The sequence below is a fragment of the Streptomyces sp. NPDC057682 genome (assembly GCF_042799575.1).
Taxonomy (GTDB): Bacteria; Actinomycetota; Actinomycetes; order Streptomycetales; family Streptomycetaceae; genus Streptomyces.
On the sequence record NZ_JBHVIN010000002.1, the window covers coordinates 480443 to 507325 of the forward strand.

23 protein-coding genes and 1 tRNA gene are annotated in these 26883 nt (G+C 71.2%); 5 read left to right on the forward strand and 19 right to left on the reverse strand.

All coding sequences use genetic code 11. The features are described from left to right. Window positions 1–2: 2 nt before the first annotated feature. Window positions 3–164, reverse strand: coding sequence for a hypothetical protein (locus tag ACFVDM_RS04865; RefSeq protein ID WP_383633256.1), 162 nt, complete (start codon window positions 162–164; stop codon window positions 3–5). Window positions 165–234: 70 nt separating this feature from the next. Next, window positions 235–1710, reverse strand: a complete 1476-nt coding sequence (locus tag ACFVDM_RS04870) for an MFS transporter (RefSeq protein ID WP_383633259.1) — start codon at window positions 1708–1710, stop codon at window positions 235–237. Between the two features lie 102 nt (window positions 1711–1812). On the opposite strand from ACFVDM_RS04870, the gene ACFVDM_RS04875 reads away from it, so the two are divergent. Further along, window positions 1813–2700, forward strand: a complete 888-nt coding sequence (locus ACFVDM_RS04875; RefSeq protein WP_383633262.1) for a helix-turn-helix transcriptional regulator — start codon at window positions 1813–1815, stop codon at window positions 2698–2700. 69 nt (window positions 2701–2769) lie between these two features. Here the strand turns inward: ACFVDM_RS04875 and ACFVDM_RS04880 are convergent. From ACFVDM_RS04880 to ACFVDM_RS04910, 7 genes are all read right to left on the reverse strand, one after another. Further along, a tRNA-Ala gene (locus ACFVDM_RS04880) sits at window positions 2770–2842 on the reverse strand. A gap of 117 nt (window positions 2843–2959) precedes the next feature. Then, window positions 2960–3613 carry a histidine phosphatase family protein gene (locus ACFVDM_RS04885; RefSeq protein ID WP_383633556.1) on the reverse strand — a complete coding sequence of 218 codons (654 nt, stop codon included), beginning with the start codon at window positions 3611–3613 and terminating at the stop codon, window positions 2960–2962. Next, window positions 3610–4041 carry a ribosome silencing factor gene (gene rsfS, locus ACFVDM_RS04890; protein WP_383633265.1) on the reverse strand — a complete coding sequence of 144 codons (432 nt, stop codon included), beginning with the start codon at window positions 4039–4041 and terminating at the stop codon, window positions 3610–3612. Before rsfS ends, ACFVDM_RS04885 begins: the two co-directional genes overlap by 4 nt. Before the next feature lie 216 nt (window positions 4042–4257). After that, window positions 4258–5988, reverse strand: a complete 1731-nt coding sequence (locus ACFVDM_RS04895) for an LCP family protein (RefSeq protein WP_383633268.1) — start codon at window positions 5986–5988, stop codon at window positions 4258–4260. Window positions 5989–6007: 19 nt separating this feature from the next. Further along, complete coding sequence (gene nadD, locus ACFVDM_RS04900) at window positions 6008–6625, reverse strand: nicotinate-nucleotide adenylyltransferase (protein WP_383633271.1); 618 nt, start codon at window positions 6623–6625, stop codon at window positions 6008–6010. A 38-nt stretch (window positions 6626–6663) separates the two neighbouring features. Continuing rightward, on the reverse strand, window positions 6664–6825 hold the full coding sequence (locus ACFVDM_RS04905) for a hypothetical protein (protein WP_383633274.1): 162 nt from the start codon (window positions 6823–6825) through the stop codon (window positions 6664–6666). Window positions 6826–6908: 83 nt separating this feature from the next. Next, window positions 6909–7061, reverse strand: coding sequence for a hypothetical protein (locus tag ACFVDM_RS04910; RefSeq protein ID WP_383633277.1), 153 nt, complete (start codon window positions 7059–7061; stop codon window positions 6909–6911). A gap of 111 nt (window positions 7062–7172) precedes the next feature. Between ACFVDM_RS04910 and ACFVDM_RS04915 the strand changes: the two genes are divergently transcribed. Further along, window positions 7173–8309 (forward strand): M48 family metallopeptidase, encoded by a 1137-nt coding sequence (locus tag ACFVDM_RS04915; RefSeq protein ID WP_383633280.1) that lies wholly within the window; start codon window positions 7173–7175, stop codon window positions 8307–8309. Here the strand turns inward: ACFVDM_RS04915 and ACFVDM_RS04920 are convergent. From ACFVDM_RS04920 to proB, 5 genes are all read right to left on the reverse strand, one after another. Then, entirely contained in the window at window positions 8239–9351 is a 1113-nt protein-coding gene (locus ACFVDM_RS04920; protein WP_383633283.1) for a hypothetical protein, read from the reverse strand. The two genes, ACFVDM_RS04915 and ACFVDM_RS04920, sit on opposite strands and share 71 nt — an antisense overlap. Before the next feature lie 248 nt (window positions 9352–9599). Next, the gene (locus tag ACFVDM_RS04925; protein ID WP_383633286.1) at window positions 9600–10184 is read right to left on the reverse strand and encodes a hypothetical protein; all 585 of its coding nucleotides are present in this window, start codon (window positions 10182–10184) and stop codon (window positions 9600–9602) included. 66 nt (window positions 10185–10250) lie between these two features. Further along, window positions 10251–11534 carry a glutamate-5-semialdehyde dehydrogenase gene (locus ACFVDM_RS04930; RefSeq protein WP_383633289.1) on the reverse strand — a complete coding sequence of 428 codons (1284 nt, stop codon included), beginning with the start codon at window positions 11532–11534 and terminating at the stop codon, window positions 10251–10253. 90 nt (window positions 11535–11624) lie between these two features. Next, window positions 11625–12119, reverse strand: a complete 495-nt coding sequence (locus ACFVDM_RS04935) for a hypothetical protein (RefSeq protein ID WP_383633292.1) — start codon at window positions 12117–12119, stop codon at window positions 11625–11627. 141 nt (window positions 12120–12260) lie between these two features. Next, window positions 12261–13346 (reverse strand): glutamate 5-kinase, encoded by a 1086-nt coding sequence (proB, locus tag ACFVDM_RS04940; protein WP_383633559.1) that lies wholly within the window; start codon window positions 13344–13346, stop codon window positions 12261–12263. 234 nt (window positions 13347–13580) lie between these two features. Here proB and ACFVDM_RS04945 point away from each other — a divergent pair, with 234 nt between their 5' ends. Then, the gene (locus tag ACFVDM_RS04945; protein WP_383633295.1) at window positions 13581–14204 is read left to right on the forward strand and encodes a dTDP-4-dehydrorhamnose 3,5-epimerase family protein; all 624 of its coding nucleotides are present in this window, start codon (window positions 13581–13583) and stop codon (window positions 14202–14204) included. Here the strand turns inward: ACFVDM_RS04945 and rfbD are convergent. The 4 genes from rfbD to galE all read right to left on the reverse strand — a co-directional run bounded on the left by rfbD (window position 14153) and on the right by galE (window position 18379). Continuing rightward, a complete protein-coding gene (gene rfbD / locus ACFVDM_RS04950; protein WP_383633298.1) occupies window positions 14153–15088 on the reverse strand; it encodes a dTDP-4-dehydrorhamnose reductase in 936 nt (311 codons plus the stop codon). The two genes, ACFVDM_RS04945 and rfbD, sit on opposite strands and share 52 nt — an antisense overlap. Beyond that, window positions 15085–16071, reverse strand: coding sequence for a dTDP-glucose 4,6-dehydratase (gene rfbB / locus ACFVDM_RS04955; RefSeq protein WP_383633301.1), 987 nt, complete (start codon window positions 16069–16071; stop codon window positions 15085–15087). Before rfbB ends, rfbD begins: the two co-directional genes overlap by 4 nt. Beyond that, the gene (locus tag ACFVDM_RS04960; RefSeq protein WP_383633304.1) at window positions 16068–17138 is read right to left on the reverse strand and encodes a glucose-1-phosphate thymidylyltransferase; all 1071 of its coding nucleotides are present in this window, start codon (window positions 17136–17138) and stop codon (window positions 16068–16070) included. Before ACFVDM_RS04960 ends, rfbB begins: the two co-directional genes overlap by 4 nt. 269 nt (window positions 17139–17407) lie before the next feature. Further along, the gene (gene galE / locus ACFVDM_RS04965; protein WP_383633306.1) at window positions 17408–18379 is read right to left on the reverse strand and encodes a UDP-glucose 4-epimerase GalE; all 972 of its coding nucleotides are present in this window, start codon (window positions 18377–18379) and stop codon (window positions 17408–17410) included. Between the two features lie 304 nt (window positions 18380–18683). Between galE and ACFVDM_RS04970 the strand changes: the two genes are divergently transcribed. Next, complete coding sequence (locus tag ACFVDM_RS04970) at window positions 18684–20915, forward strand: CDP-glycerol glycerophosphotransferase family protein (RefSeq protein ID WP_383633309.1); 2232 nt, start codon at window positions 18684–18686, stop codon at window positions 20913–20915. A gap of 22 nt (window positions 20916–20937) precedes the next feature. Beyond that, on the forward strand, window positions 20938–24522 hold the full coding sequence (locus ACFVDM_RS04975) for a CDP-glycerol glycerophosphotransferase family protein (RefSeq protein ID WP_383633312.1): 3585 nt from the start codon (window positions 20938–20940) through the stop codon (window positions 24520–24522). 82 nt (window positions 24523–24604) lie between these two features. Here ACFVDM_RS04975 and ACFVDM_RS04980 read toward each other — a convergent pair whose 3' ends face one another. Next, window positions 24605–26638: a glycosyltransferase gene (locus ACFVDM_RS04980; protein ID WP_383633315.1), complete on the reverse strand. Its 2034-nt coding sequence runs from the start codon at window positions 26636–26638 to the stop codon at window positions 24605–24607. Between the last annotated feature and the right edge of the window lie 245 nt (window positions 26639–26883).

The window sequence follows — 26883 nt, forward strand, 5'->3', positions numbered from 1 at the left end:
GATCAGCCCCGGCCGCGGCCGGAGGCCGTACAGATGCGGAGGATGCGGGTGCCGTCGCCGGGCGGGCGGACCGCCGGGGGCGCGCTGCCGGCCGGGTGGCCGGCGCGGGCGGGGGCCCGGCGGACGAAGGGCAGGTCCGGGACGTCGTGGCGGCTCGCAGGCATCGCGCACTCCTCCCCGTTCGGTCCGTCTCCCCCTCCGGCGGTCCGATTCTGCCATGAGCCCGCAACGGGGTCAGCCCGCCGGAGTTCCCGCCCGTCGCCGGCCTCGTACGAGACCGACGAGCGCACCCGCCGCGCCGGCGCACGCCAGGGCCAGTCCGCACACCCAGAGCGCCTCTCCCGACCCCCGTGCGCCTGGGGCGCCCAGGCGGTCGAGGTAGAGCGCGCCGAAGGCCGCGACCCCGATGAGCTGTCCGAGCTGGGTGACCGTCACCAGCAGTCCACTGGCATCGGCGGCGTCCTGCGGCCGTACGTTCGCCAGGGCACCCGTGAGCGTGGGGCTGAAGCCCAGCGCCACACCGGAGCCGAGGAGCAGGAACCCCGCGTAGAGGGCGGCCCCGCCGTCGCCCCCGTGGCGCAGGGCCAGGGCGGACACCACGGAACCGGCCGCGGCCAGCACGAATCCACCGGGAACGAGGGCCTTCCGGAGCCCCGCCGGCCAGCGCCGCCAGGTCATCCCGACGACACCGAACACCGTGGCGGTGGGCACGCACATCAGCCCGGTGCGCAGGGCGGAGTACCCCAGACCGCCCTGGAGGTGCAGGGTCAGGGTGAAGAGGGACCCCGCGTTGATGGCCATCACCAGCAGGATGCGCACGGCCGCCCGCGCGATCCCGGGGACGCGGAGCACGGCGGGCGCGATGAGGGGCGCGCCGCCGCGTGCGGCGAGCCGTGACTCGTACGCGGCGAACGCGGCGAGAAGGGCTGCGGAGGCGAGCAGACAGCTCCAGGTCCAGGCGGGCCAGTCCAGTTCCTGGCCGAGCACCAGCGGGACGGTGAGCAGGGTGACGCTCGCGGCGAGGAGCACCAGGCCGGTGGTGTCGAGACCGCGCTCGCGGGCCGCCCGCCGGGCCTCGCCGCCGCGCGGTTCGGCCGGGAGCACCCGGGCCCCGAGCACCAGCAGGACCAGGCCGATCGGCACATTGACCAGGAAGGCCGGGCGCCAGCTCGCCCCGAACAGGTCCGCGCTGACCAGCACGCCGCCGACCACCTGCCCGGCCACCGCGCCGATCGCCAGCACCGCGCTGTAGGCGCCGAGCGCACGCACCCGGGCCGGCCCGGAGAAGGTCTTCTGGATCAGGCTGAGCACCTGCGGGATCATCACCGCGGCGCCCACGCCCTGGAGCACCCGGAAGGCGATCAACTGCCCGGTGCCCATGGCCAGTCCGCAGGCCAGGGAGGCCGCCGTGAACACGGAGAGCCCGGTCAGGTAGGCGCGCCCGTGCCCGAGCAGACCGCCGAGCCGGGCACCGGTGATCAGCAGGACGGCGTACGAGATGGTGTAACCCGCCACGACGAGCTGCAACTGGGCGCCCGAGGAGCCGAGTTCGCTACGGATCGTGGGGGCGGCGACATTGACGATGAACGTGTCGAGCAGCGCCATGAACTGGGCCGCCAGCACCAGGGCGAGCAGGCGTCCGGGCCGGGTGTCGGTGCCGGGCGCTTTACTGGACGGGGATCGGGGGATCGTCTCGGAGGTCGTGGCCATGACCGCAAGGCTGGCCGTCGTCGCATACGGGTAACGAGAGCCTGCCGATGCTGGTACTGGCAGCACCTGGCAACACCCGGGCGGAGCACCGACGATGGGGGCGTGACGACGGTGACGACACGGCGGTACGAGACGACGGGATCCGGCCACGGGCAGCAGGCCGGGCGCAGACCCGAGCTCGCCGCGTTCCTGCGCAGCCGCCGGGCGCGGGTGACGCCCGCCGATGTGGGCATGCCCCCGGGCCTGCGCCGGCGCACCCCCGGACTGCGCCGCGAGGAGGTCGCCCAGCTCTCGGGCGTCGGCGTGACCTGGTACACGTGGCTGGAACAGGGCCGTCCGATCAACGCGTCCCCGCAGGTCCTGGACGCGGTGGCGCGGACGCTGCGGCTGGATCCGCCGGAGCGCGAGCATCTGTACCACCTGGCGGAGGTGGCGTACTCCCCCGGCCGGCAGGCCGACACGGCCGAGGTCGGCGAGGAGATCCAGGGCATCATCGACGCCCTCGACCCCCACCCGGCGGTCGTCTACAACGCGCGGTACGACGTACTGGCGACCAACCCCGCGTACCGGGACCTGTTCGACGCGCCCGAAGTGACGAGGATCGGCACCCGGAACGTGCTGTGGGTCCTGTTCACCGCGTCCGAGGAGACCTGCCCGGTCGTCCACCGCTCCCAGGAGCTGCCCCTCATGGTCGCGACACTGCGCGACGCCTACGGCCGGCATGCGGGCGAGCCCGCCTGGGAGACGTTCGTCGCGCGGCTGTCGGAGGCCAGCCCCTACTTCTCCCGGCTGTGGCGCAGTGGGGATGTCACCCAGCCGGGGCCGCGGGTGAAGACCTTCCGGCACCGGGCGGCGGCCTCCGAGATACGGATGACGTCGGTGTCGTTGTCCGTCAACGGGCTGCCGGAGTGCCGGATCGTCGCGTACACGCCCGCCGACGAGGAGAGTGCGCGACAGCTCGCGGTGTTGCGGGCCGCACGGCGTCCCTGAACCCCGACGGAGGAACGAGCGCCCAACAAGCAAGGATCCCGCCCCCTGAAAGGGACGGGATCCTGAGTGTGGAGCTAAGGAGAATTGAACTCCTGACCTCCTGCATGCCATGCAGGCGCTCTACCAACTGAGCTATAGCCCCGCTGTTCGCTGTGTTTCCCTGCGTTTCCGCGCTGCGAACAAGAAGAACTTTAGCCTGTGACCAGCCGGAAAGTGAAATCCGGCCGGTGCGGGACCCCGGACGCCCGGCGGCGACCGGTCAGGTGTCGTCGCCGAGCACCGGTTCGGGCAGGGTGCCCGCGTTGTGCTCCAGCAGCCGCCAGCCGCGGGCGCCCTCGCCCAGCACCGACCAGCAGCAGTTGGAGAGGCCGCCCAGCCCCTCCCAGTGGTGCGCCTCCAGGCCCAGGAGGCGGCCGATGGTGGTCCTGATCGTGCCTCCGTGGCTGACGACGACGAGGGTGCCGCCGTCGGGCAGCTTGTCGGCGTGCGCGAGGACGACGGGGGCGGCCCGGTCGGCGACCTCGGTCTCCAGCTCGCCGCCGCCGCGCCGCACGGGCTCGCCGCGCTTCCAGGCGGCGTACTGCTCGCCGTAGAGCCCGACGATCTCCTCATGGGTGAGGCCCTGCCAGGCACCGGCGTAGGTCTCGCGCAGCCCCGGATCGTGGGCGACCGGGAGCCCGGTGAGCGAGGCGAGCTCGGCGGCGGTGGCCGCCGCCCGGCTCAGGTCGGAGGCCACGATGGCGTCCGGCCGGAGCGAGGCGAGCAGCCGGGCGGCCCGGCGGGCCTGCCCGACGCCGGTTTCGGTCAGCTCGATGTCCGTGGAGCCCTGGAAGCGGCGCTCCAGATTCCACGCGGTCTGGCCGTGGCGCCAGAGGACGATCTTGCGGCCCCGGCCGCTTCCGGTGCCGTTCAGCTCGGGTCGCCTTCCGTGCCGCCGGTGAGCTGTGCGTGCTCCTCGGCCTTGCCGCGGGTCTTCACGGCGTCCTCGGGAAGGGCGATCTCGGGGCAGTCCTTCCACAGGCGCTCCAGCGCGTAGAAGACGCGCTCCTCGCTGTGCTGGACGTGGATGACGATGTCGACGTAGTCGAGCAGGATCCAGCGCGCGTCGCGGTCGCCCTCGCGGCGGACCGGCTTGGCACCCAGCTCCTTCTGGAGCCGCTCCTCGATCTCGTCGACGATCGACTTGACCTGGCGGTCGTTGGGGGCCGAGGCCAGCAGGAAGGCGTCCGTGATCGACAGCACGTCGCTGACGTCGTACGCGATGATGTCGTGCGCGAGCCGGTCGGCGGCCGCCTGGGCGGCGGCGTTGATGAGCTCGATGGAGCGGTCCGTGGCGGTCACAAGGTGGCTTTCGTCGGCGGTCGGATGCACCCCTCGGGGAGGGGCCGAGGAACGGCCGGCCCTCTCGGGAGGGGCCGGAGACCGGCCTCGCGAGCCCGGTCCCGGGTCCTCGGTACCTTCCCAGGATCTCACGGACCGCCGACAGTCCACGCAGTCGCGTCGCGCGCGGGCCGGCGGGCACGGCCCCGGGGTGTCCGGGAGCCGTGCCCGCGCGTTCTACTCGATCTTGAAGTCCTGGCCGAGGACGACCGAGACGTCCGCGTTCCCCGCGGGCTTGCCCTGCTTGACCGCGCCGGCGGGCAGGCCGAGCGTCTTGGCGACCTCGGTCGCCTTCTGCTTGTCGGCCGCCTCCCGGTAGAGGACCTCGGAGGAGGACACCGTGCCCGACTTCCCGCTGTTGACGAAGGCGTAGCCGCCGTTGACCAGCTTGATCCGGGCGGACTCCGTGCCCCGGTCGTCCCCGGTGCCGTTCTTGATGCCGACCCGGACCGCCGCGTCGGCGGACGGGGCCTTGACCGTGCCGCCCAGGATGTCCTTGACGACGCTGTCGGTGGCCGCGTCGGTCAGCGTGCCGTCGTCCTGGACCGGGAGCAGCGCCGTCTTGTAGTCGCCGATCTTGGCGTGCTGGGCGAGCTTGGCGAGCGAGGCACCGAGGTCCTGCTCGGGCAGCGAGGGGTCGAGGATCTGGGCCAGCGTCTGGACGGTGACCGTGGCGGCCTTCGGGTCGTCGGAGATCTTGCGCAGCACGCCGCGCATGACCTCGCCGAACCGCATCAGCTGCTTGGTCTCGGCCTCGTCCGGGCCCCGGTAGGTGGCGTAGGCGACGGCCATCGGACCGCTGAGCGTCTGCGCCTCGCCCTTCTTCACCAGCGGGGCGGCGCCCTTCTTGGTGTCGGGGACGTCGGTGTCGGTGTCGATCTCGATGTTGCCGACCAGGTCGACGAGGTTCTCCAGGTACGGGGTGTCGAGCCGCCAGGTGCCGCTGATGTGGGTGCCGAGCAGGGTGTCGATGGACTCGCGGGTGCCCGCCGTGCCGTCGTCGTCGACGGACTTGCCGAGCGTGGTGGTGACCCCGTCCTCGTCGGAGACGGCGAGCGAGTTGGGCAGCAGGACGGTGGTGCCCTGCTTGGTGGTGACGTTGTCGACGAGCAGGGCGGTGGACGTGCCGCCGCCCTTGGTGTTGTGCAGGTGGACGACGATGACGTCGCGTTTCTGCGGGCCGGCCGTCGTGGCGCTCTCCTTGTCGGAGGAGGACAGACCCGGGATCTTGTCCGCCGACCACAGATAGCCGACGCCGCCGAGCACCACGAGTGCGGCGACCACGATCAGCGCGACCATCCGGTTGTGTCCCCGGCGGCGCGCCTCCTCACGGCGTTCGCTGCGACTCTCGGTGAACTTGAGCCAGTCGATGACGTCCTCGGAGTCCTCGTCGGGCTCCTCGATGAACGAGAACTGCTCGGTGCGGTAGTCGCGCTCGGCCCGGCGGGGTCCCGGAACGCCCGTGTCCGGTTCGGCGGCGGGAGGCGGCCCCGGGCGCTGCGGCGGGGCCTCCGGGACCGGGGCCTGCTGCTGCTGCGGGATGCTCCACTGCTGCGTGGTGTCGACCACGGCCGGCTGCTGGCCGGTGTCGTAGCCGTAACCGCCGTCGTATCCGTAGCCCTGCTGCTGCGGGGGTATCGGCTGCTGGACGCCGTAGGGGTCGTACGGCTGCTGCGGGGCCGGGGGCTGCTGCTGGGCGTACGGGTCGTAGCCGTACCCCTGCCCGCCCTGGGGCGCCTGCTGCGGAGGCTGCTGCGCCTGGTGCGGCGGCACCGGCTGCTGCGGCGCGTACGGGTCGTACTGCTGCTGCACGGGCTGCTGGTACACCGGCTGCCCGTACTCGTCGTAGCCGACGATCTGCGGCTGCTGCTGGTAGTACGGGTCGTACGGATTCTGTCGGTCGTTCACCGGTGCCCCTCTCCGCCCCTCATTCGCCGCGGTACAGCTGGCGCTTGTCGATGTAGCGGACCACGCCGTCGGGCACCAGGTACCAGACCGGCTCCCCCTGGGCGACCCGCTCCCGGCAGTCCGTGGAGGAGATCGCGAGCGCGGGCACCTCCACCAGGGAGACTCCTCCCTCCGGCAGCCCGTCGTCGGTGAGCACGTGCCCCGGCCGTGTCACTCCGATGAAGTGGGCCAGCGAGAAGAGCTCGTCGGCGTCGCGCCAGGTGAGGATCTGGGAGAGCGCGTCGGCGCCGGTGATGAAGAAGAGGTCCGCGTCCGTGTGCAGGGTGCGCAGGTCCCGCAGGGTGTCGATCGTGTACGTCGGGCCCTGGCGGTCGATGTCGCTGCGGCTGACCGAGAACTGGGGGTTGGACGCCGTGGCGATGACCGTCATCAGATAGCGGTCCTCGGCCGGGGAGACGTGCTTGTGACTCTTCTGCCACGGCTGCCCGGTCGGTACGAAGATCACCTCGTCGAGCTGGAACTGGGCGGCCACTTCACTGGCCGCCACCAGGTGTCCATGATGAATCGGGTCAAACGTCCCGCCCATCACGCCGAGTCGGCGTTTTCCGCGGCCAGTAGGCACTTCCTGCTCTCCCATGCGTGCAGAGCCTACTGGCACAGCCGTACGACTCCGCCTCAGCGGTCGCGGTTGAAGCGCGTGGTGATCCACAGCAGGAGGAGAAGCGCGACAAAGGCACCGCCACCGGTCAGGAGGGGGCTGAGGCTTTCGTGGTTGCCACCGTGCTCGCCCTCGGAGGCGACGGTGACCAGCTGGTGTGCGGTGCTCGTGAGGCTCATCTTCGGCAGGACCTATTCGATCGGGAGCGGGGGAAGACGTCGCGGACATCGTATGCGGGCGTCCCGGGCACGCTCACGCCGACTCAGTCGTTGTTGTCGTCGCTGCGGTATCCACGCAACAGGAACCAGGCCAGCAGGGCGGCTCCCACGAGCGAGACGACCAGCACGACACGGATCGTGTTGCCCGGTCCCTGACCATCGGATGCGGCGGCGATCAGAGCAACGGTGTGCGGCATGTCGGGCGTCTCCTCAGTTATCCACAGCCCCCCGCACACCGTAGCCCCAGCACCTAGGCTGGTGGCGTCAGGGGGGCGAGCGACGTCTCGTACGAACAGGGGGCCCATTCCATGACCGAAGGCAGCCACGAGAACCACGAGCGGGTGCCGAGCAGGCAGCGCCGGCGCTTTCCCGGGATCTCGTCCCGGGCGTACGAACACCCGGCGGACCGCTCGGCGCTGGTGGCCCTGCGCAAGCTCAGCGGGTTCGACACGGTCTTCAAGGCGCTGAGCGGCCTGCTGCCGGAGCGCAGTCTGCGACTGCTCTTCCTCTCGGACTCCGTCCGGGTGAGCGATGCCCAGTTCACCCATCTCAACGACATGCTGCGCGACGCCTGTTACATCCTGGACCTGGAGAAGGTCCCGCCGATGTACGTGACGCAGAATCCGCAGCCCAACGCGATGTGCATCGGCCTGGACGAGCCGATCATCGTGGTGACCACCGGCCTGGTGGAGCTGCTCGACGAGGAGGAGATGCGCGCCGTCGTCGGGCACGAGGTGGGCCACGCCCTCTCGGGCCACGCGGTGTACCGCACGATCCTGCTCTTCCTCACCAACCTCGCCCTCAAGGTCGCCTGGATCCCCCTGGGGAACGTGGCGATCATGGCCATCGTCACCGCCCTGCGCGAATGGTTCCGCAAGTCGGAGCTGTCCGCGGACCGGGCCGGGCTGCTGGTCGGCCAGGATCTCCAGGCCTCGATGCGCGGGCTGATGAAGATCGCCGGTGGCAACCACCTCCACGAGATGAACGTGGACGCCTTCCTCGCCCAGGCCGACGAGTACGAGAAGTCCGGCGACCTGCGCGACTCCGTGCTGAAGATCCTCAATGTGCTCCCCCGTTCGCACCCCTTCACCACCGTGCGCGCGGCCGAGCTGAAGAAGTGGTCGGAGACCCGCGACTACCAGCGGATCATGGACGGCCACTACCCGAGGCGCGACGAGGACAAGGACACCTCCGTGACGGACTCCTTCAAGGAGTCCGCCTCGCACTACGCCGATTCGGTCCGCAGCAGCAAGGACCCGCTGATGAAGCTGGTCAACGACATAGCCGGCGGCGCCGGGGACCTGGGCGGCAAGCTCCGCGACAAGTTCACCGGAGCGGCGGGCCCGAAGCGGCCCGGGGCGGCCGGGGACGGGGCTACGGACGGCTCGACGGAGCCGTCGGGCTCCGAGGGGACGGAGGGCCCCCGGGAGACCGGGAAGGACTGACCTTCAGCGTTCCGCAGACGGCGGCGGGCCGGCCCGTGGCGTACGGGTCGGTGCCCGCCGGGGCCCGGGGGTCCGCCCGGCGGCCGGCGAGCAGCGGTCGCAGGGCGCCGGTGGCGTCGGCCGCGCAGGACTGCGGCCCCGCCTCGACGTAGCTGGTGCGCACCTCCAGCCGGTGCAGCCGGACGTCCTCCCGGTCGAAGCGGAAGCGCGTCTCCCGGTGCACGGTGAACAGCGAGGCTCCTCCGGTGGGTTGCGGGCCCGAGGCCGCCGGGTGGAGGGCGTAGGTGAAGGTGTGGTCCGCCACGACGTCCAGGGCGTCGGCCGCCTCCTCGGCGTAGGTCAGGGTGCCCCGGACCCGGATCTGCGGATCGGCGGTGACGACCGCCGGATCGAAGCGGACCAGCCAGCCGGTCGCGGCGTGCCGGCCGTCGTCGTCGGGCTCGTTCACGCTCCGCTCGAACTGGGCCGTCTGGTCCGGGTCGAGCAGGGACTGCACCGGCCGTACGGCGGCGGAGCCGAGGACGTCGGGGTCGAGGGCGGAGGCCACGAGGTAGTCCTTGACGGTGGAGAGCGCGGCGTAGACCTGGTTCTCGGTGAAGTGGTCGGTGCGGCGGGCGCCCGGGAGGGTGATGCCGGCCTCGCCCCTGGGATGGGTGGCGGCGGGGCTGCCCGCGAAGAGCGAGGCGGGGGTGCCTGCCGGGACGGTGCCGGTGGGGGCGAGCGGGACGATCGTCATCCGCAGCGGCTCGGCCGTTCTGGTGACGGGGTTCTCGTAGGGGCGGCGGAAGCCCATGAAGACGGCGGTGCCGAAGGCCAGGCCGATCAGGAGGAGCAGGGCGAGCGCGGCGCGTGAGCCGTGGCGGACGGCGCGGCCGGGCAGGCTCCGTACGGCGCGGGCGTGTTCGCCCATGCGTTCCTGGGCGGAGAACTCCTGCAGCCGGGCGGCCCGGACGAAGGACTCGTCGAAGACCAGGGAGCGGTACTCGTCGTCGCCCGCGCCGTTCTCCGAAGGGCCCTCGGGTGGATCTCCGCGGTCTGCCATGACTTCTCCCGACTCCACGCCACCGACCGGGGCCGACACGGTGCACCCCTTCCGGCCGAGGTGCTCCGGACAGGTCCCGTCCGGCACGCGGGGGCATGCGCGGACAGGTGAGAAGCCCCCTCTTCGAGCGGACGAGGGGTCATATCTTCAGAGTAGGTCGATTGCGACGGAGGTAAACGCGGGGACGGGTGGGAACTGCCCCGGAGTTCGCCCGCGCGGACGGATGCGTCCGGGGGAAGCGGCGGCCGTCAGGGGGTGCGGGGGACGGCGGAGACCAGCGGGCGCGGGGGGCCCTCGGCGGCGGACGGGGCCGCGCTGGGGGCCGGTGCGCTGTCGACGCCGCTCGTGGCGGGAGGCGGGACCTGGTCCTGCCGGTCGCCCGAGGTGTTGCGGTAGACGGCGCTGAAGGCCAGGGCGATCATGCCGACGCCCATCAGCACGGCCAGCAGCCAGGCGACCGGGCGGTGCCAGCGCGCGGAACCCCGGTAGGGGCGCAGTGCGCCGCCGTGGCGGCCGTAGGGGCCGTCGTCGTCGTAGAAGTCGTCCGCGTCGAGGGAGTCGCCGTAGGCGCGGCCGTAGCCGCCGCCCGTCGCGTACCCCTCGTCGTAGAGGTCGTCGTCCGGCGGACCGGCGCCCGCGCGGGCCCGGAAGGCTTCGGCGCGCGCCTCCGCGGCGGCCGTCAGACGCTCCACGGCGGTCGGCTCGTGGAACTCCGCGGCCCGCACGAAGTCCTCGTCGAACACCACGGAGGCGAAGTCCTCGTCAGCGCCCCCGCGGTCGTCGTCGGGCTCCCAGCCGTTCGGGAACGGCTTGCCCCCCACGTCGTCCGGCACGACTTCAGCCTAGACCCGTGCGGTGGTTTTGGGCAGGGAGACGGCGTATTCGACGTGTACCGGCCGTCACCTCACATGGCCGTCGCCGGTCACGATGTACTTGGTGGAGGTCAGTTCGGGGAGGCCCATCGGGCCCCTGGCGTGCAGCTTCTGGGTGGAGATGCCGATCTCCGCGCCGAAGCCGAACTGTCCGCCGTCCGTGAAGCGCGTCGAGGCGTTCACGGCCACCGTCGTCGAATCCACCAGCTGGGTGAAGCGGCGGGCGGCGGCCTGCGAGGTGGTGACGATCGCCTCGGTGTGGCCGGAGGACCAGAGCCGGATGTGGGCGACGGCCGCGTCGAGCGACTCCACGACGGCGGCGGCGATGTCGTAGGAGAGGTACTCGGTCTCCCAGTCCTCCGGGGTCGCGGGCACCACGGTGGCCTTGGAGCCCTCGGCGAGCTCCAGGACCGTCTCGTCGCCGTGCACGGTCACCCCGGCCCCGGCGAGCGCGTCCAGGGCCCGGGGCAGGAAGGCGGCGGCCACGTCCCGGTGGACGAGCAGGGTCTCCGCGGCGTTGCAGACGCTGGGGCGCTGCGCCTTGGAGTTGACCAGGATCTCCACGGCCATGTCGAGGTCGGTCTCCGCGTCCACGTACACATGGCAGTTGCCGGTGCCGGTCTCGATGACCGGGACGGTGGACTCCTCGACGACGGTGCGGATCAGCGAGGCGCCGCCTCGCGGGATGAGGACGTCGACCAGACCGCGGGCCCGCATGAGTTCGCGTACGGAGTCCCGGTTGTCGCCCGGGACCAGCTGCACCGCGTCGGCCGGGAGGCCGGAGCCGCCGACGGCGTCGCGCAGCACCCGGACGAGGGCCTGGTTGGAGGAGCGGGCCGAGGAGGAGCCGCGCAGCAGCACGGCGTTGCCGGACTTCAGGCAGAGGGCCGCGGCGTCCACGGTCACATTGGGCCGGGCCTCGTAGATGATCCCGACCACACCCAGGGGGACGCGGACCTGGCGCAGGTCGATGCCGTTGGGCAGGGTGGAGCCGCGCACCACCTCGCCGACCGGGTCGGGCAGGGCCGCCACGTCCCGGACGTCGGCGGCGATGGCCCGGATGCGCTCGGGGGTGAGGGTCAGCCGGTCGACCACGGACTCGCTGGTCCCGGCCTCGCGGGCGCGTGCCACGTCCTCGGCGTTGGCCTCCAGGATGTCGCTCGTGCGTACTTCGAGCGCGTCCGCGATCGCCAGCAGCGCGTCGTCCTTCGCCGCGCGCGGAAGTGGCGCGATGTCGGCTGCCGCGGAGCGGGCCCGGTAGGCGGCCTGGGCGACCGGGGACATGTTGTCGTAGGGCGAGAGCGTGGTCATGCCCCGCAGCGTAGTGCGCGGGGCGAGGCCAACCGGTACATATCCCGTGATGCGAGACGGCCGCTCCGGAGCCCCGCCGCGGGGCCCCGGTCAGTACGGATGCACGCCGACGGGGGCGGCCGGCGGCGGACCGTATCCCTCGGCGACCCGCTGGTGGTACGTCTCGCGGTCGATGACCTCCAGGCCGACGATCTCCCAGGGCGGCAGTCCGGCGCTGGAGCGGTGCTCGCCCCACAGCCGCAGGGCCACCGCCGCCGCGTCGTGCAGGTCGCGGGCCTCCTCCCAGTAGCGGATCTCCGCGTGGTCGTTGGCGTAGCGGCTGGTCAGCAGGAAGGGGTGGTCGTGCGCGAGCTGTTCGAGGCCGCGTCTGACCTCCTTCAGGGGGACCTCGGTCCCGGAGACGCAGAGCGTGATGTGCCAGAGCCGGGACGGCGGACGCTGCGGCGCGGCCGCCGGTTCGGGGCCGGTGGTCCGTCCCTCCCTGCGGTCGGCCGGTCCGCTCTCGCAGCCGGGGCCGGTCCCGACGCTGGTCAGGGCGCGGCCTCCCGTTCCTCGGGGCGGCGCCCCCGGGCGCGCTCGTCTCACCGGCGGCCTCCTGTGAATGTGGTGCTGTGCGGTCCTTCGCTGTGTCCCTGCAACAAAGTGGACCAGTCCGCGGGCCGGGATGGGGCGGTTTTCGTGAAGGTCTCCTTACTGAGGCTGGACTTTCAGCCGTTTCGGGGTCCGTCAGCCGTGCAGGACGACGAGATCGTCCCTGTGTACGACCTCGCGCTCGTAGGCGGGGCCGAGTTCGCGGGCCAGATCGCGGGTGGAACGGCCGAGGAGCTGCGGGATCTCCTTGGCGTCGAAGTTGACGAGGCCGCGGGCGACGGCGTGTCCACGCAGGTCGCGCAGTTCCACCGGGTCGCCCGCGGTGAACTCGCCCTCGACCGAGGCGATCCCGGCCGGCAGGAGCGAGCTGTGGCGTTCGACGACGGCCTGGACGGCTCCGTCGTCCAGGGTCAGCGACCCCTGCGGGGTGGAGGCGTGGGCCAGCCAGAGGAGCCGGTCGGCGGAGCGGCGGCCGGTGCGGTGGAAATAGGTGCCGGTGTCGCGGCCGGCCAGGGCGTCGGCCGCGTGGCTCGCGGAGGTGAGGACGACGGGGACGCCGGCCGCGGTGGCGATGCGGGCGGCCTCGACCTTGGTGACCATGCCGCCGGTGCCGACGCCCGCCTTGCCGGCGCTGCCGATGCTGACCCCGGCGAGATCGGCGGGGCCGGTGATCTCGGCGATGCGGGTGGTGCCGGGGATGCTCGGGTCGCCGTCGTACAGGCCGTCCACGTCGGAGAGGAGGACCAGCAGGTCGGCGCGGACGAGATGGGCGACGAGCGCGGCGAGCCGGTCGTTGTCGCCGAAGCGGATCTCGTCGGTGGCGACGGTGTCGTTCTCGTTGACGATCGGCAGCGCGCCCATGTCCAGGAGCTGGTCCAGGGTGCGGTAGGCGTTGCGGTAGTGGGCGCGGCGGCTGGTGTCGTTGCTGGTCAGCAGGACCTGGCCGACGCGGACGCCGTAGCGGGCGAAGGATGCGGTGTAGCGGGCGACCAGGAGTCCCTGGCCGACGCTGGCGGCGGCCTGCTGACGGGCCAGGTCCTTGGGGCGGCGGTGGAGTCCGAGCGGGGCGAGTCCGGCCGCGATGGCGCCGGAGGAGACGAGGACGACCTCGCGCTCGCCTCCGTCACGGACCTTGGCGAGCACGTCGACGAGGGCGTCGACCCGGTCGGCGTCGAGGCCCCCGGCCGCCGTGGTGAGGGAGGAGGAACCGACCTTGACCACGATCCTTCGGGCCTCGCTGACGCCCTGCCTTGCCCCTGACACCCGCATCCCCCTGGTTGGCCGCTCGATGGACCCCGCAATCTACGCGAGCGCGGATCGCGGCGCCTTCGCGTTCCGCACCGTGGACCCGCTTTCGTCCTGATCCGTACCGTTCCGTATCTGTTCGGCACCCCGGCTCGTTGCAGGAGACGTCGCCCGACGGCCGGGCGGACTCCAGGAACAGGACGTGATCGCATGCGCCAGCTCTCCATCCCCGGGGCCTGGGTGCACGAGCCCCGGCTCATCCCCGACAGCCGGGGCAGCTTCCACGAGTGGTTCAGGGCGGCGGATCTGGGGGCGGCGGCGGGGCACGGGCTGGAGCTGGCGCAGGCCAACTTCTCCGTCTCGCGCCGGGGCACGCTGCGCGGGGTGCATTTCGCTGACGTGCCGCCGGGCCAGGCGAAGTACGTCAAGTGCGTACGGGGCGCGGTGCTGGACGTGATCGTGGACGTCCGCACGGGCTCGCCCGGTTTCGGACGGTGGGAGGCGGTCCGCCTCGACGACACCGACCACCGGGCGGTCTACCTCGCGGAGGGGCTGGGCCACGCCTTCATGGCGCTGACCGACGACGCGGCCGTCCTCTACCTCTGCTCGGCGGGGTACGCGCCGGGCCGCGAGCACGGGGTGGACCCGCTCGATCCGGCACTGGGCATCGACTGGCCCGCGGACATCACCCCGCTGCTCTCCCCGAAGGACGCGGCGGCGCCCTCGCTGGCCGCGGCCGAGGAGCAGGGGCTGCTGCCCTCGTACGCGGCCTGCGAGGCGTACTACGCCCGGCTGCGGGCGGGCTCGGCGGAGCTGAGCGCGGCCGGGGGCTGACCGGGGCGCTCGGCGGCGAGCAGGGCCGGGAACGCCTCGGCGAGGGCGGCACGCCAGTCCCGGATGGGTTCGATCCCGGCGGCGGCGAACCGGTCGTGCCCGAGCACGCTGAACGCGGGCCGGGGCGCCGGGCGGGGGAAGGCCCCGGTCGTGGTGGGGCGCACCCGGCCGGGGTCGGCGCCCAGCAGCCGGAAGATCTCGCGGGTGAAGCCGCACCAGGTCGTCTCGCCGGTGCTGGAGCCGTGGTAGACGCCGGGGGGCGCGGTGGAGTCGAGCGCGGCGCGGCCGAGCCGGACCAGCCGGGCGGCCAGGTCGGCGGTCCAGGTGGGCTGGCCGCGCTGGTCGTCCACGACGTCGAGGGTGTCCTTGACGCCCTCCAGCCGGATCATGGTGCGGACGAAGTTGGCGCCGCCCGCGCCGTAGAGCCAGGCGGTGCGCACGACGTAGCCGGTGTCGGGCAGGGTCTCCAGGACGGCGCGCTCGCCGGCGAGTTTGGTGCGGCCGTAGGCGGTGCGGGGGCCGGTGGGGTCGTTCTCGCCGTACGGGCGGGTGGCGTCGCCGGCGAAGACGTAGTCGGTGGAGACCTGGAGGAGGACGGCGCCGTGCGCGCGGCAGGCCTCGGCGAGGACGGCGGGTCCGGTGCCGTTGACGCGCAGGGCCTCCGCCTCCCGGCTCTCGGCGTCGTCGACGGCGGTCCAGGCCGCGCAGTTGACCACGACGGCGGGGCGGTGGACGGTGAAGGCCTCGGCCACCCGGGCCGGATCGGCGATGTCGAGGACGGCGCGGCCGGCGGCGACGGCGGTGACGCGCTCCCGGGCGAGGGCGGCCAGCAGGTCCTGGCCCAGCATTCCGGCGGCTCCGGTGACCAGCCAGACGGGGTTCACAGGGCGGCCCTCTCCTTCAGCGGTTCCCACCAGGCGCGGTTGTCGCGGTACCAGCGCACGGTCTCGGCGAGGCCGGTGCGGAAGTCCTTGCGGGGCACGTATCCCAGTTCCTCGCGGATCTTGGTGCAGTCGACGGAGTAGCGGCGGTCGTGGCCCTTGCGGTCTTCCACGTGGACGACGGCGGTGTCCCAGTCGGCCTCGCAGGCCTCCAGGAGCAGCCGGGTCAGCTCCTTGTTGGAGAGTTCGGTGCCGCCGCCGATGTTGTAGACCTCGCCCGCCCGGCCGCCGGTGCGGACGCGTTCGATGCCCTGGACGTGGTCGTCGATGTGCAGCCAGTCGCGGACGTGGGCCCCGTCGCCGTAGAGCGGGACGGGCAGGCCGTCGAGCAGCTGGGTGACGAAGAGCGGGATGACCTTCTCGGGGAAGTGGTGGTGCCCGTAGTTGTTGGAGCAGCGGGTGACCCGGACGTCGAGTCCGTGGGTGCGGTGGTGGGCGAGGGCGATCAGATCGCTGGAGGCCTTGGACGCGGAGTAGGGGGAGTTGGGCGCGAGGGGTTCGTTCTCGGTCCAGGAGCCCTCGTCGATCGAGCCGTAGACCTCGTCGGTGGAGACGTGCACGAAGGTGTCGATCCCGGCCCGGTGGGCGGCGTCGACGAGGGTGTGGGTGCCGAGGACGTTGGTACGGACGAACGCGGCGCCGCCGTCGATGGAGCGGTCCACATGGGATTCGGCGGCGAGGTGCACCACCTGGTCGTGCTCGGCCATGAGCGCGCCGACGAGTTCGGGATCGCAGATGTCGCCCCGGACGAAGGAGAAGCCCGGATGGTCGCGGACCTCGTCGAGGTTGGCGGGGTTGCCGGCGTAGGTGAGCTTGTCGAGGACGGTGACGGAGACGTCGCCGGGGCCGTCCGGGCCGAGCAGCGTCCGTACGTAGTGGGAGCCGATGAATCCGGCGCCGCCGGTCACCAGGAGGCGGGTCGTCATGAGGAGATCTGCACCTTGCTGTGGTCACCGAGGACGAGTCGGTGGGCGGACGGGCTGCGCGGGGCGGGGGTCACCTCGACGTCGTGGCCGATGAGGGAGGCCTCGACGCGGCGGACGCCGTCGATCGAGGCGCCCCGCAGCACGATGGAGTACTCGATCTCGCTGTCCTCGATGCGGCAGTTCTGGGAGACCGAGGTGAACGGGCCGACGTAGGCGTCGCTGATCACCGAGCCGGTCCCGATGACGGCGGGCCCGACGATCCGGCTGCGGGTCACGCGGGCGCCCGGCTCCAGGCGCACCCGGCCGATGATCTCGCTCTCGCCGTCGACGTGGGCGCCCTCGGTGCACGGTTCGACGCTCTCCAGCACGGTCCGGTTGACCTCCAGCATGTCGGTGACGTTGCCGGTGTCCTTCCAGTAGCCCCGGATCAGCGTGGAGCGCACGTCGCGTTCCCGGTCGATCAGCCACTGGATGGCGTGGGTGATCTCCAGTTCGCCGCGCCAGGAGGGGTGGATGGAGCGGACGGCCTCGTGGATGGCCGGGGTGAAGAGGTAGACGCCGACGAGGGCGAGATCGCTCTTGGGCTCCCTGGGCTTCTCCTCCAGGGCCACCACCCTGCCCTCCCCGTCGAGTTCGGCGACGCCGAAGGAGGTCGGGTCGGGCACCTGGGTCAGCAGGATCCGGGCGTCGGGCCGGTCGGTGCGGAACCCCTCGACCAGATCGGTGATGCCGCCGACGATGAAGTTGTCGCCGAGGTACATGACGAAGTCGTCGTCGCCGAGGTAGCGGCGGGCGATCAGCACGGCGTGGGCGAGGCCGAGCGGTTCGGACTGGGGGATGTAGGTGACGTCGAGGCCGAAGCGGGAGCCGTCGCCGACCGCCGCGCGGATCTCCTCCTCGGTGTCCCCGACGATCATCCCGACCTCGGTGATGCCGGCCTCCGCGATGGCTTCGAGCCCGTAGAACAGCACGGGTTTGTTGGCCACCGGGACGAGCTGCTTGGCCGAGGTGTGCGTGATGGGGCGGAGCCGGGTGCCTGCCCCGCCGGAGAGTACGAGAGCCTTCACTGTTTCAGCCCCACGGTGAGTCGGCGGTTCCGTCGCGGCTGCGACCCGCCGACCCTACTGATATTCGGCGCACCGTCCGCGGCGAAACTTCCGCCGCCGCCCGCTTGCCGACGCATCCGGGGGAAATGCGCCTGTCTCCCGTAACCGAAACGCTTCTTCCGCTCCCCCGGGGGCGCGGACGGAAAGGGAATGCACGGGCGGCGACCGAACGTCATATCGAATTGCGGAATTCACCGCAGTCCGTGAGGCCCGCGGAATGCGGCCCCGCCTCAGGGGTGGCGCAGCCGCCAGCCCTGCCACGCGGAGGCGATCATCTCGTCGATGCCGTACCGCGCGGACCAGCCCAGCTCCGTACGGATGCGGTCGGCGGAGGCGACCACGCGGGCCGGGTCGCCGGGGCGGCGGGCGGTCACCTCGGGGGCGATGTCCGTACGGCCGGTCGCCTTGAGGATCCGGTCGACCATCTCGCGCACGGAGCTGCCCTCGCCCCGGCCGATGTTCAGCGTGAGGTCCGTGCCGGGCCCGGCGGACTCCAGCCGGCGGGCGGCGGCGAGGTGGGCGGAGGCGATGTCCTCGACGTGGATGTAGTCGCGGACACAGGTGCCGTCGGGCGTCGCGTAGTCGTCGCCGAAGATCCGGGGGGCCTCCCCCGCCTCCAGGCGCTCGAAGACCATGGGGATGAGGTTGAACACGCCGGCGTCGGCCAGCTCGGGCGAGGCCGCGCCGGCGACGTTGAAGTAGCGCAGCGAGGCGCAGCGCAGCCCGTGGGCCGCGGCGGCGGCGTGGATCAGCCACTCGCCGACCAGCTTGGTCTGCCCGTACGGGCTCATCGGCGCACAGGGGGTGCCCTCGGTGACGAGGTCGACATCGGGCATGCCGTAGACGGCGGCCGACGAGGAGAAGACGAGCCGGTCGACGCCCGCGTCGACCATGGCCTCCAGCAGCACCTCCAGACCGGTGACGTTCTCCCGGTAGTAGTAAAGGGGGCGCTCGACGGATTCGCCGACCTGCTTCTTGCCTGCGACATGCACCACACCCGTCACGGTGTGGTCACGGATCGCCGCGTCCAGCGTCGCACGGTCCAGCACGCTGCCCGTGACCAGCGGCACGCCGTCCGGCACGTTGGCGGCGGTGCCCGTGGACAGGTCGTCGTACACGACCACGGGCAGGCCCCCGGCGAGCATCGCCCGCACGACGTGCGCACCTATGTATCCGGCCCCGCCCGTAACCATCCAGGTCATTGTGCGCGTCTCTCCCTCTGTACGTGGTCCTGCGTGGGGATCACCCTACGCGCACGGAAACCGAATCAGACAAATATGAACCAACAGTATTATCGTGCGATACAAGGCCTTGTCCGGACGACGTCAGGGGAACAACCCGGGTGAAGCCGGGCACCCTCGGATGAAGCCGGGGCAAACACAAGGCCACAGCGGGCCGATGTCAATCAATTACGCTGTTCAGGTGCTCCGGCGCTCCCCCATGATTCCGCGGTGCGAATCGGTGCCTCGCACGGACCCTGCAGACAGCTCTCTGGACTGGTGAAGGATGCCTCGACTGACACTCATCGTGCCTGCGTACAACGTGCAGGGGTATGTCCGGGAGTGCCTCGACTCCGTGCTGCGGCAGGACTTCACCGACTTCGAGGTCGTCGCCGTGGACGACTGCTCGCCGGACAACTCCGGCGCCATCCTGGACGAGTACGCGGGACGCGACCCCCGGGTCCGGGTGCTGCACCTCAGCGAGAACGTGGGCCTGGGCCACGCCCGCAACGCCGGAATGGAGCAGGCGACCGGTGACTATCTGCTCTTCCTGGACAGCGACGACACCCTGACGCCCGGCTCGCTCTCCGCGATCGCCGCCCGGCTCGCCGAGACGGACGATCCCGACGTCCTGGTCTACGACTACACCCGGAGCTACTGGGACGGCCGGCTGCTGCCCAACCAGCGCGCCGAGCTGCTCTCCCGCCCCGGTCCGGACGTCTTCCCGCTCTCCGAGCGCCCCGAGCTGCTGGACCTGCTGCAGATCGTCTGGAACAAGGCCTACCGCCGGGACTTCGTCGAGGCCCACGGCTTCCGCTTCCCCACCGGCTACTACGAGGACGCCCCCTGGACGTACTCCACACTGGTCACCGCCGAGCGCATCGCCCTGCTCGACCGCACCTGTGTGCTCTACCGCCAGCGGCGCGAGGGCGGGAACATCCTCAAGACGGTCAGCCGCAAGCATTTCGATGTGTTCGACCAGTACGACCGTGTCTTCGCCTATCTCGACGACCGCCCGGAACTCGATTCCTGGCGGCCGGCCATTTTCCGCAAAATGGTCGACCATTATCTCACCGTCATGGAAAAGCCGGGCCGCCTCCCGAAGGGTGCGCGGTCCGAATTCTTCCACCGGGCAGCCGCCGATTACCAACGACGGCTGCCCGAGGGTTTCGAGCGTCCGGGCGGCGGCCGCGGATACAAGTACGCCCTGCTCGGCATGGACTCCTACTCCGGCCTGACCGGGGTCACCCGGGCCAGCCGGGTGCGCAACCGGACCCGGGCGCGCAACGTCGAGCGGGTCGGCCGGGCCAAGCGGGCCGCGATGCGGATGATCTACCAGTCGCAGCTGCGGCTGCCCCTGGACCCGAACCTCGCGGTCTTCTCCGCCTACTGGAGCCGGGGCTACTCCTGCAACCCGGCCGCGATCGACGCCGAGCTGGCCCGGCTGGCCCCGCACATCCGCCGGGTCTGGGCGGTCCGCGCCGAGCATGTGAAGCGGGTCCCCAAGGGCGTCGAGACGGTCGTCGTCGGCTCCCGTGAGTACTGGACGGCGCTGGCCCGGGGCACGTACTTCGTCAACAACGTGAACTTCGCCGACGCGCTGGTCAAGCGCGAGGGCCAGATCCACCTCCAGACCCACCACGGCACCCCGCTGAAGACGATGGGCCTGGACCAGGCGAACTACCCGGCCTCCACCAACATGGACATGGAGGACCTGCTGCGGCGCTGCGACCGCTGGGACTACAGCGTCTCCGCGAACCGCTTCTCCACCTCCGTGTGGGAGCGGGTGTACCCCTGCTCGTACACCTCGCTGGAGACCGGCTACCCGCGCAACGACGTGCTGATCAACTCCGGTGCCCGCGAGGTCGCACAGGCCCGCCGCGAACTGGGCGTGGCCGACGGCTCCACCGTCTTCCTCTACATGCCGACGCACCGCGAGTACCAGAAGGAGTTCACCCCGCGGATCGACCTGCCGAAGCTGGCCGAGGAGCTGGGCCCCGACGTCACGCTGCTGGTGCGCGGGCACTACTTCTACAAGCCGACCGGGAAGCTCGCCGCGCTCCAGGCCAGCGGCCGGGTGATCGACGTCTCCGCGCACCCGGTCGTCGAGCAGCTCTATCTGGCGTCCGACGCCCTGATCACCGACTACTCCTCGGCGATGTTCGACTACGCCAACCTGGACCGGCCGATCGTGATCTTCGCCGACGACTGGGACACGTACAAGGTCGTCCGGGGCACCTACTTCGACCTGATGGCGGAGCCCCCCGGTGCCGTCGCCACCAGCCAGGAGGAGCTCACCGGGATCCTCCGCTCCGACGAGTGGCACAGCGAGAAGTCCGCCCGCTTCCGCAGCGCCTTCCGCGAGCGCTTCTGCGACTTCGACGACGGCCACGCGGCCGAGCGTGTCGTACGCACCGTCTTCCTCGGCGAGAAGAACGTCCTTCCCGTCGTCCCGCTTGCCGACCGCAAGCCCGCACCATCTCCTGCCCAGGCGCTCGAACCGGTCGAGCGGGTCTGACCCGAAAGGAATGCCGAACAACATGACCCCCCGGCTCAGTGTCATCGTGCCGATGTACAACGTCGAGGCGTATCTGGAGGCGTGTCTCGATTCGGTGGAGGCACAGACCTTCGCCGACTTCGAATGCGTCATGGTCGACGACGGCTCGACCGACGGCTCGGCGGCGATAGCCGAGGCCTTCGCCGCCCGCGACCCGCGCTTCAAGCTGGTGACGAAGGTGAACGGCGGCCTCGGCTCGGCCCGTAACGCCGGTCTGGCCAACATGGCGCCCGAGAGCGAGTACTTCGCGTTCCTCGACAGCGACGACGTCATCCCGCCGGACGGCTACCGCATGATGGTCGCCAGCCTCGACGAGACCGGCTCCGACTTCGCCACCGGCAACGTCTTCCACGTCAAGGGCGAGCGGTCCTGGCAGGTCCCGCTCATGAAGATGCTGGCCGGCGAGGCCCGCAAGCGCACCCACATCTCCGAGTACCCCAAGCTCGTCGCCGACCGCATCTCGTGCAACAAGGTCTGGCGCCGCACGTTCTGGGAGAAGCACTCCTTCACCTTCCCCGAGGGCGTGCTCTACGAGGACAGCGCCGTGGTGCTGCGCGCCCACTACCTGGCCGACGCCATCGACCTGATCGGCGAGCCCGTCTACTACTGGCGGCTGCGCGAGGGCGAGTCCGCCCCGTCGATCACCCAGCGCCGGACCGACCCGCAGGGCGTCCGCGACCGCGTCGCCGCCTGCGAGACCGTGACCCAGTTCCTGGCCGGCCGGCCCGGAGCCAAGTGGGCCCAGTTCAAGCGGGAGTACGACGCCCGTGTGCTCCGCGACGACCTGCGCATCTTCCTCAACGTGGTGCCGGACGGCGACGAGGAGTACCGCGAGGCCTTCCTGATCGCGGCCAACCGCTACCTCGACCAGGTCGACCCGCAGGTCCTGGACGAGCTGCCCGCCGTGCTGCGCGTGCAGTACGCGCTGGTGCGCCGCGGCGCCGTCTCCGAGCTGATCGACCTGCTCGCCGACCAGCGCCGGCGCGAGCCGGTCGAGGTGAGCGGCTTCCTGCGCAAGTACGCCGGCTTCAAGGCCCTGGACCGCAGCGGGGTCACGCTCTCCCGCAAGACCCTGCGCATCGACAAGGACCTGGAGCTCAGGACCCCTCTGGTCGGCGTGGAGTGGCGCAAGGGCAAGCTGCTGCTGACCGGCGACGCCTGGATCGACAAGATCGACATCCCGAACCGGCGGAGCACCGCCAAGTTCATCCAGATCAAGAAGGGCGGTTCGCGCCGCCGTCTGGTCTTCCCGGCCAAGAACGTCTACCGCCCCGGCCGCACCTCGGACACCTGGCAGAAGCGCTACAACTACGACTGGTCGGGCTGGGAGTTCTCCTTCGACCCGGCCAAGCTCCGCCACAACGGCCAGTGGGAGGAGGGCATATGGCACATCGGTGTCATCGTCGTGTCCTCCGGGCTGCTGCGCCGCCGCGGCATCCAGTCCAACGGCGGCAGCGCCGCCAACTTCCCGCCCTACCAGTGGCTCGACGAGAACCACCGGATGCTGCCCAGCGTCGAGGGCGCCGCCCTGAAGCTGCGCATCGAGCGGGTCAACGCGCTGGTGACCGGCCGTGAGCTGGACGGCGACCGGATCGTGGTCCGGGGCGAGATCCGTACGCCGGTGGCGAGCGACGAGACCGTCACGCTGCAGGTCTCGAACCAGGCGAGCGGCGAGGTCCACCGCTACGACGTGAGCGTCGAGGCGGGCGGCTCCGCGCCCCACTCCTTCCGGGTCGAGGTGCCGCTGGCCGATGTCGCCCTGGTCACCTCCGAGACCACGGAGGGCCACGCCCAGCCCCGGGTCCGCAACTGGAGCACCGCGCTCATGGTCTCCGGACCGGACGAGAACGCCCAGCCGCGCCGGCTGAGCCCGGTCGTCCAGGAGGGCATCGAGGACGCCCGCTTCCCGCTGCCCGCGAGCACGGAGCCGCAGGCGGCCCGGCGCGAGCTGGCGGTCATCGCCGGCCACAACGGCTATCTGAAGTTCCGCGGCCAGACCGAGCGCGCCGTGATGACCAAGGTGAGCGAGCGGGACGGCAAGATCGTGCTGTCCGGCCACGCCCCGCTGCACCTGGTCGGCTCGGAACTGCTCCTGAAGGCCAAGGAGCGCTTCGACGAGCGGCTGGTCCCGATCACCTGGAGCGCGGACGGCTCCTACGAGACGGCCTTCGACCCGTCGACGCTGGGCGGCGGCGCCCAGGGCACCATCCCGCTCAAGGCCGGCCGGTGGAACTTCTTCCTCCGCCGGCCCGAGGGCCCGGACGTCGAGTTCGTCATCGACCGGCTCGCCTCCGACCAGTTCCCGCTGCACACCACGCTGAGGGGCCGCCGCTACTGGCTGGAGGCCCGTTGGCACGACTTCCCGCAGCTCAACTGCCGCTCGGAGCTGGCCGACGTGGAGCGCGGCCCGTTCCGCCAGGCCCAGCTGCGCCGCGACGTCTACGACGCCAAGTGCCAGGAGCCGCTGCGTGACCAGGTGTTCTACCTGAGCTACAACGGCAAGCAGTACTCGGACAGCCCGCGTGCCATGCACGAGGAGCTGGTGCGCCGGGGCGCCGACCTCAAGCACCTGTGGGCGGTCCGCGACGGCCAGGTGGAACTGCCTCCCACGGCCGAGAAGGTCCGGATGTGGGGCACCGAGTGGTTCGACGCGCTGGCCTCCAGCAAGTACATCGTGACCAACGCGCACCTGCCCGAGTGGGTCGTACGCCGTCCCGGCCAGGTCATCGTGCAGACCTGGCACGGCACGATGCTGAAGAAGATCGGCCATGACATCGACACGCTCCACTTCGACAAGGAGTACCAGAAGCGTCTGGAGCTGGAGGCGAAGAACTGGAGCATGCTCGTCTCCTCCAACCGCTTCAGCACCCCGATCCTGAAGCGCGCGTTCTCGTACGACGGGGAGATCCTGGAGGCCGGCTACCCGCGCAACGACTACCTGTACTCGGAGGAGCGGGACAAGCTCGCCGAGACGATCAGGAAGCGCATCGGACTGCCCGAGGGCAAGAAGGTCGTGCTCTACGCGCCGACCTGGCGCGACGACCAGTCGCACCGGGCCGGTCAGTACTCCTTCGACCTGCGGCTCGACCTGGAGGACGCCCGCCGCCGCCTCGGCGACGACCACGTCCTGCTGATCCGCCGCCACTCCAACGTGGTCGACCAGGTGCCGGGCGCGGGCAACGGCTTCGTCTGGGACGTCTCCGAGTACCCGGACATCGCCGATCTGTACCTGGCGTCCGACATCATGATCACCGACTACTCGTCCGTGATGTTCGACTACGCGCACCTCAAGCGGCCGATGCTCTTCTTCACGTACGACCTGGAGCACTACCGGGACACGCTGCGCGGGTTCTACTTCGACTTCGAGAAGGACTCCCCCGGACCGCTGGTCCGTACGTCCTCCGAGCTGATCGACTCGATCCGTGACATCGACACGGTGTGGCCGCAGTACGGCGAGCGCTTCGACCGCTTCCACCACCTCTTCTGCGACCTCGACGACGGCAGCGCCTCGCAGCGCGTCGTGGACCGCATGATCGAGCAGGCGACGGAGCTGAAGGGCGAGAAGTAACGGCACACGCCGAAGGGGGCGGCCCGGGGATTCCTTCCCCGGGCCGCCCCCTTCGCGTACGACGGCGGTGTGGGCGCGTCCGTTACGGGGCGACGTCCACGGTCTTGAAGGCGAGCTGCGACAGCGCCGTGTAGTACGGCCGGATCTCGACCTTCGTGACCGGGCGCGGGGCCGGCTTGCCGCCGTTGAGCGTGCGCGTGACCCTGCGGCCGACCTTGGCGAGCAGGGTCCTGCTGGGCTCGGGCAGGATGCGGATCACCGGGCGGGGGAAGGTGAAGACCCCGATGGGGGCGAGCACATCGGTGGCCAGCTTGCCCACCTGCACCCGCTCCGCCCCGGCGGCGGGACGCAGCCACACGTCCCAGATCTGCTCGGGTCCCTCGTGCTCCCGCACCAGCGTGGCGCAGTCGACCACGGCGGTGATGCGGCCGTCCTCGCCGGCCGTCACGGGGAAGGACAGCACCCGCTCCTTGTCCTTGCGGTGGACGGCCTCCAGGACCGCGCCCGGACCCGGGGCGACCCCCCAGACGGAGGCGGCGACCTCGGCGCTCTCGTTGTCCACGTCCAGTGCGTCTATCTCGGCGTGGGTCTCCCGCACCACACTGCGGATGCGCAGCCGGTCCATCTCCCCCCGGTGCGGCAGCAGCAGCTCCAGGGCGGGGGCGCCCGCCTGGCGGGGCAGCGGGACGTTGAGCAGATCGCGTACGTCGCAGCCGTAGCCGTCGACGGTGAGCGGGACCTCGTTGCCGTCCTGGGCGCGGACGGACAGCTCCCAGGTGCCCTCGGGCAGTCCGCCGCGCCAGGGCACCACGGCGGAGCCGTCGGGGTCGATGGCGAAGCGCTCCTCGGCCGGGTTGCGGCCGGTGCGGCGGCAGACGATCTCGGCGCCGTGGCCCTCGGGGGGCAGGGTGCCGACGTCGATGTGGACCGCGCCCATGCCGTCCACCTGGGCGGTGGCGGTCGTGGGCAGGGCGCGGCGGGCGGCGGCGTCGTGCAGGATCGCCTCGAACCGGGCGCAGCTGGCGGGCTCGTGGAAGCGCACGGCGTTGCGTACGGCGGCCGCGCCCATGCGCTTGCGGCGCTCGTCGTCCTCGACCAGTTCGAGGATGGCCTCGGCCATGGCGGCGGTGTCGCCGCGCGGGACGATCAGCCCGTCCTCGCCGTGGGTGATGATGTTGCGCGGGCCGTGGTCGGCGTCGGTGCTGACGACCGGGAGACCGGCCGCCATCGCCTCGACGATGACGTTGCCGAAGGCCTCGCGCTTGGACGGCAGGACGAAGACCGAACCCTTGCTGAACTCGGGCGAGACCGGCGCGGCGGGCCCCATCAGGGTCACGGTGTTGTGCAGGCCGAGGGTCTCGATCTGCTTGCGCAGATTGGCCTTCTCGGTGCCGCCGCCGTAGATCCGCAGCCGCCAGTCGGGGCGCTTGGCCACGACCGTGGCGAAGGCGTCGACGACGGCGGCGAAGTTCTTGTTCTCCTTGAGCAGTCCGGCCGCGATGATGACCTTGTTGGTGCTCTTGGACTGGACGGGGGCGGCGGGCACGCAGTTGGGCATGACGGCCAGGCGGTTGCGCACGCCCGGCACCTGGTTGCCGATGCTCACGACCTCTTCGGGGGTGAGGGCGGTGAGCGCGTCCAGCGAGTGGTACGCCTTGAAGAGCCGGCCCTGGTAGTACTTCGCGTAGATCGAGGGCATGGAGTGCTCCTGCGTGACCCGCAGGTAGTTCCCCTCGGCGTACGAGAGCATGATCGTGTTGCGCGGGCTGGAGCTGACCACGACGTCCGCGTCGGTGGTGGCGAGGAATTCGAGCAGCCGCAGCTCGGCGAGCCGGCTGACCACGGGCTTCTTCTCCGCCGGGTCGACCGGGTACACCTTGGGGAAGACCTCGATCAGCGGGTCGTCCAGGTCCGATGTCGGCGAGTGCTTGCGCAGATCGGTCAGGACGCGCACCGACACCCTCGGGTCGAGAGGAAAGTACGACTCGTCCCGCACCTTGCGAAGGGCGACGATCTCCACCTCGTGCCGGGCGGCGAGCGCACCCGCGAGGTTCTGCGTCGCACTCACCACTCCGCCCATGTGGCAGAGGTCGCGCACCAGAAATGAAATCTTCACTTGCGTCTTTCGGCTGGGCCGCGTCGCGCGGCAGTCCCAGGGCAGCCTCGCGCGGTGTTCACCGCGCTCCCCCTACCCCCTCGGCTGGTACGAGGGCAGGCCCCCGCACCAGGAAGACGGACAGGAAGGTCACAGGGTTGTGCAGGGAGTGAAAGTTTATCGAATCTTTGACCATAGCCCACCGAGCACGGTGATGGCGTACGGAAACCGGTCAAATCACCGTACATCCTTCCGACGAAAGGGGT

Bases quoted from the DNA above. Each gene is read 5' to 3' on its own strand.
- ACFVDM_RS04915 (WP_383633280.1), top strand. From the start codon at position 7,173: ATGACCGAAGGCAGCCACGAGAACCACGAGCGGGTGCCGAGCAGGCAG.
- rfbB (WP_383633301.1), bottom strand. From the start codon at position 16,071: ATGACGACCCGCCTCCTGGTGACCGGCGGCGCCGGATTCATCGGCTCC.
- nadD (WP_383633271.1), bottom strand. From the start codon at position 6,625: ATGGGAGAGCAGGAAGTGCCTACTGGCCGCGGAAAACGCCGACTCGGC.
- ACFVDM_RS04870 (WP_383633259.1), bottom strand. From the start codon at position 1,710: ATGGCCACGACCTCCGAGACGATCCCCCGATCCCCGTCCAGTAAAGCG.
- galE (WP_383633306.1), bottom strand. From the start codon at position 18,379: ATGACCTGGATGGTTACGGGCGGGGCCGGATACATAGGTGCGCACGTC.
- ACFVDM_RS04905 (WP_383633274.1), bottom strand. From the start codon at position 6,825: ATGAGCCTCACGAGCACCGCACACCAGCTGGTCACCGTCGCCTCCGAG.
- ACFVDM_RS04930 (WP_383633289.1), bottom strand. From the start codon at position 11,534: ATGACCACGCTCTCGCCCTACGACAACATGTCCCCGGTCGCCCAGGCC.
- ACFVDM_RS04865 (WP_383633256.1), bottom strand. From the start codon at position 164: ATGCCTGCGAGCCGCCACGACGTCCCGGACCTGCCCTTCGTCCGCCGG.
- ACFVDM_RS04945 (WP_383633295.1), top strand. From the start codon at position 13,581: ATGCGCCAGCTCTCCATCCCCGGGGCCTGGGTGCACGAGCCCCGGCTC.
- ACFVDM_RS04975 (WP_383633312.1), top strand. From the start codon at position 20,938: ATGACCCCCCGGCTCAGTGTCATCGTGCCGATGTACAACGTCGAGGCG.
- ACFVDM_RS04910 (WP_383633277.1), bottom strand. From the start codon at position 7,061: ATGCCGCACACCGTTGCTCTGATCGCCGCCGCATCCGATGGTCAGGGA.
- ACFVDM_RS04970 (WP_383633309.1), top strand. From the start codon at position 18,684: ATGCCTCGACTGACACTCATCGTGCCTGCGTACAACGTGCAGGGGTAT.
- ACFVDM_RS04920 (WP_383633283.1), bottom strand. From the start codon at position 9,351: ATGGCAGACCGCGGAGATCCACCCGAGGGCCCTTCGGAGAACGGCGCG.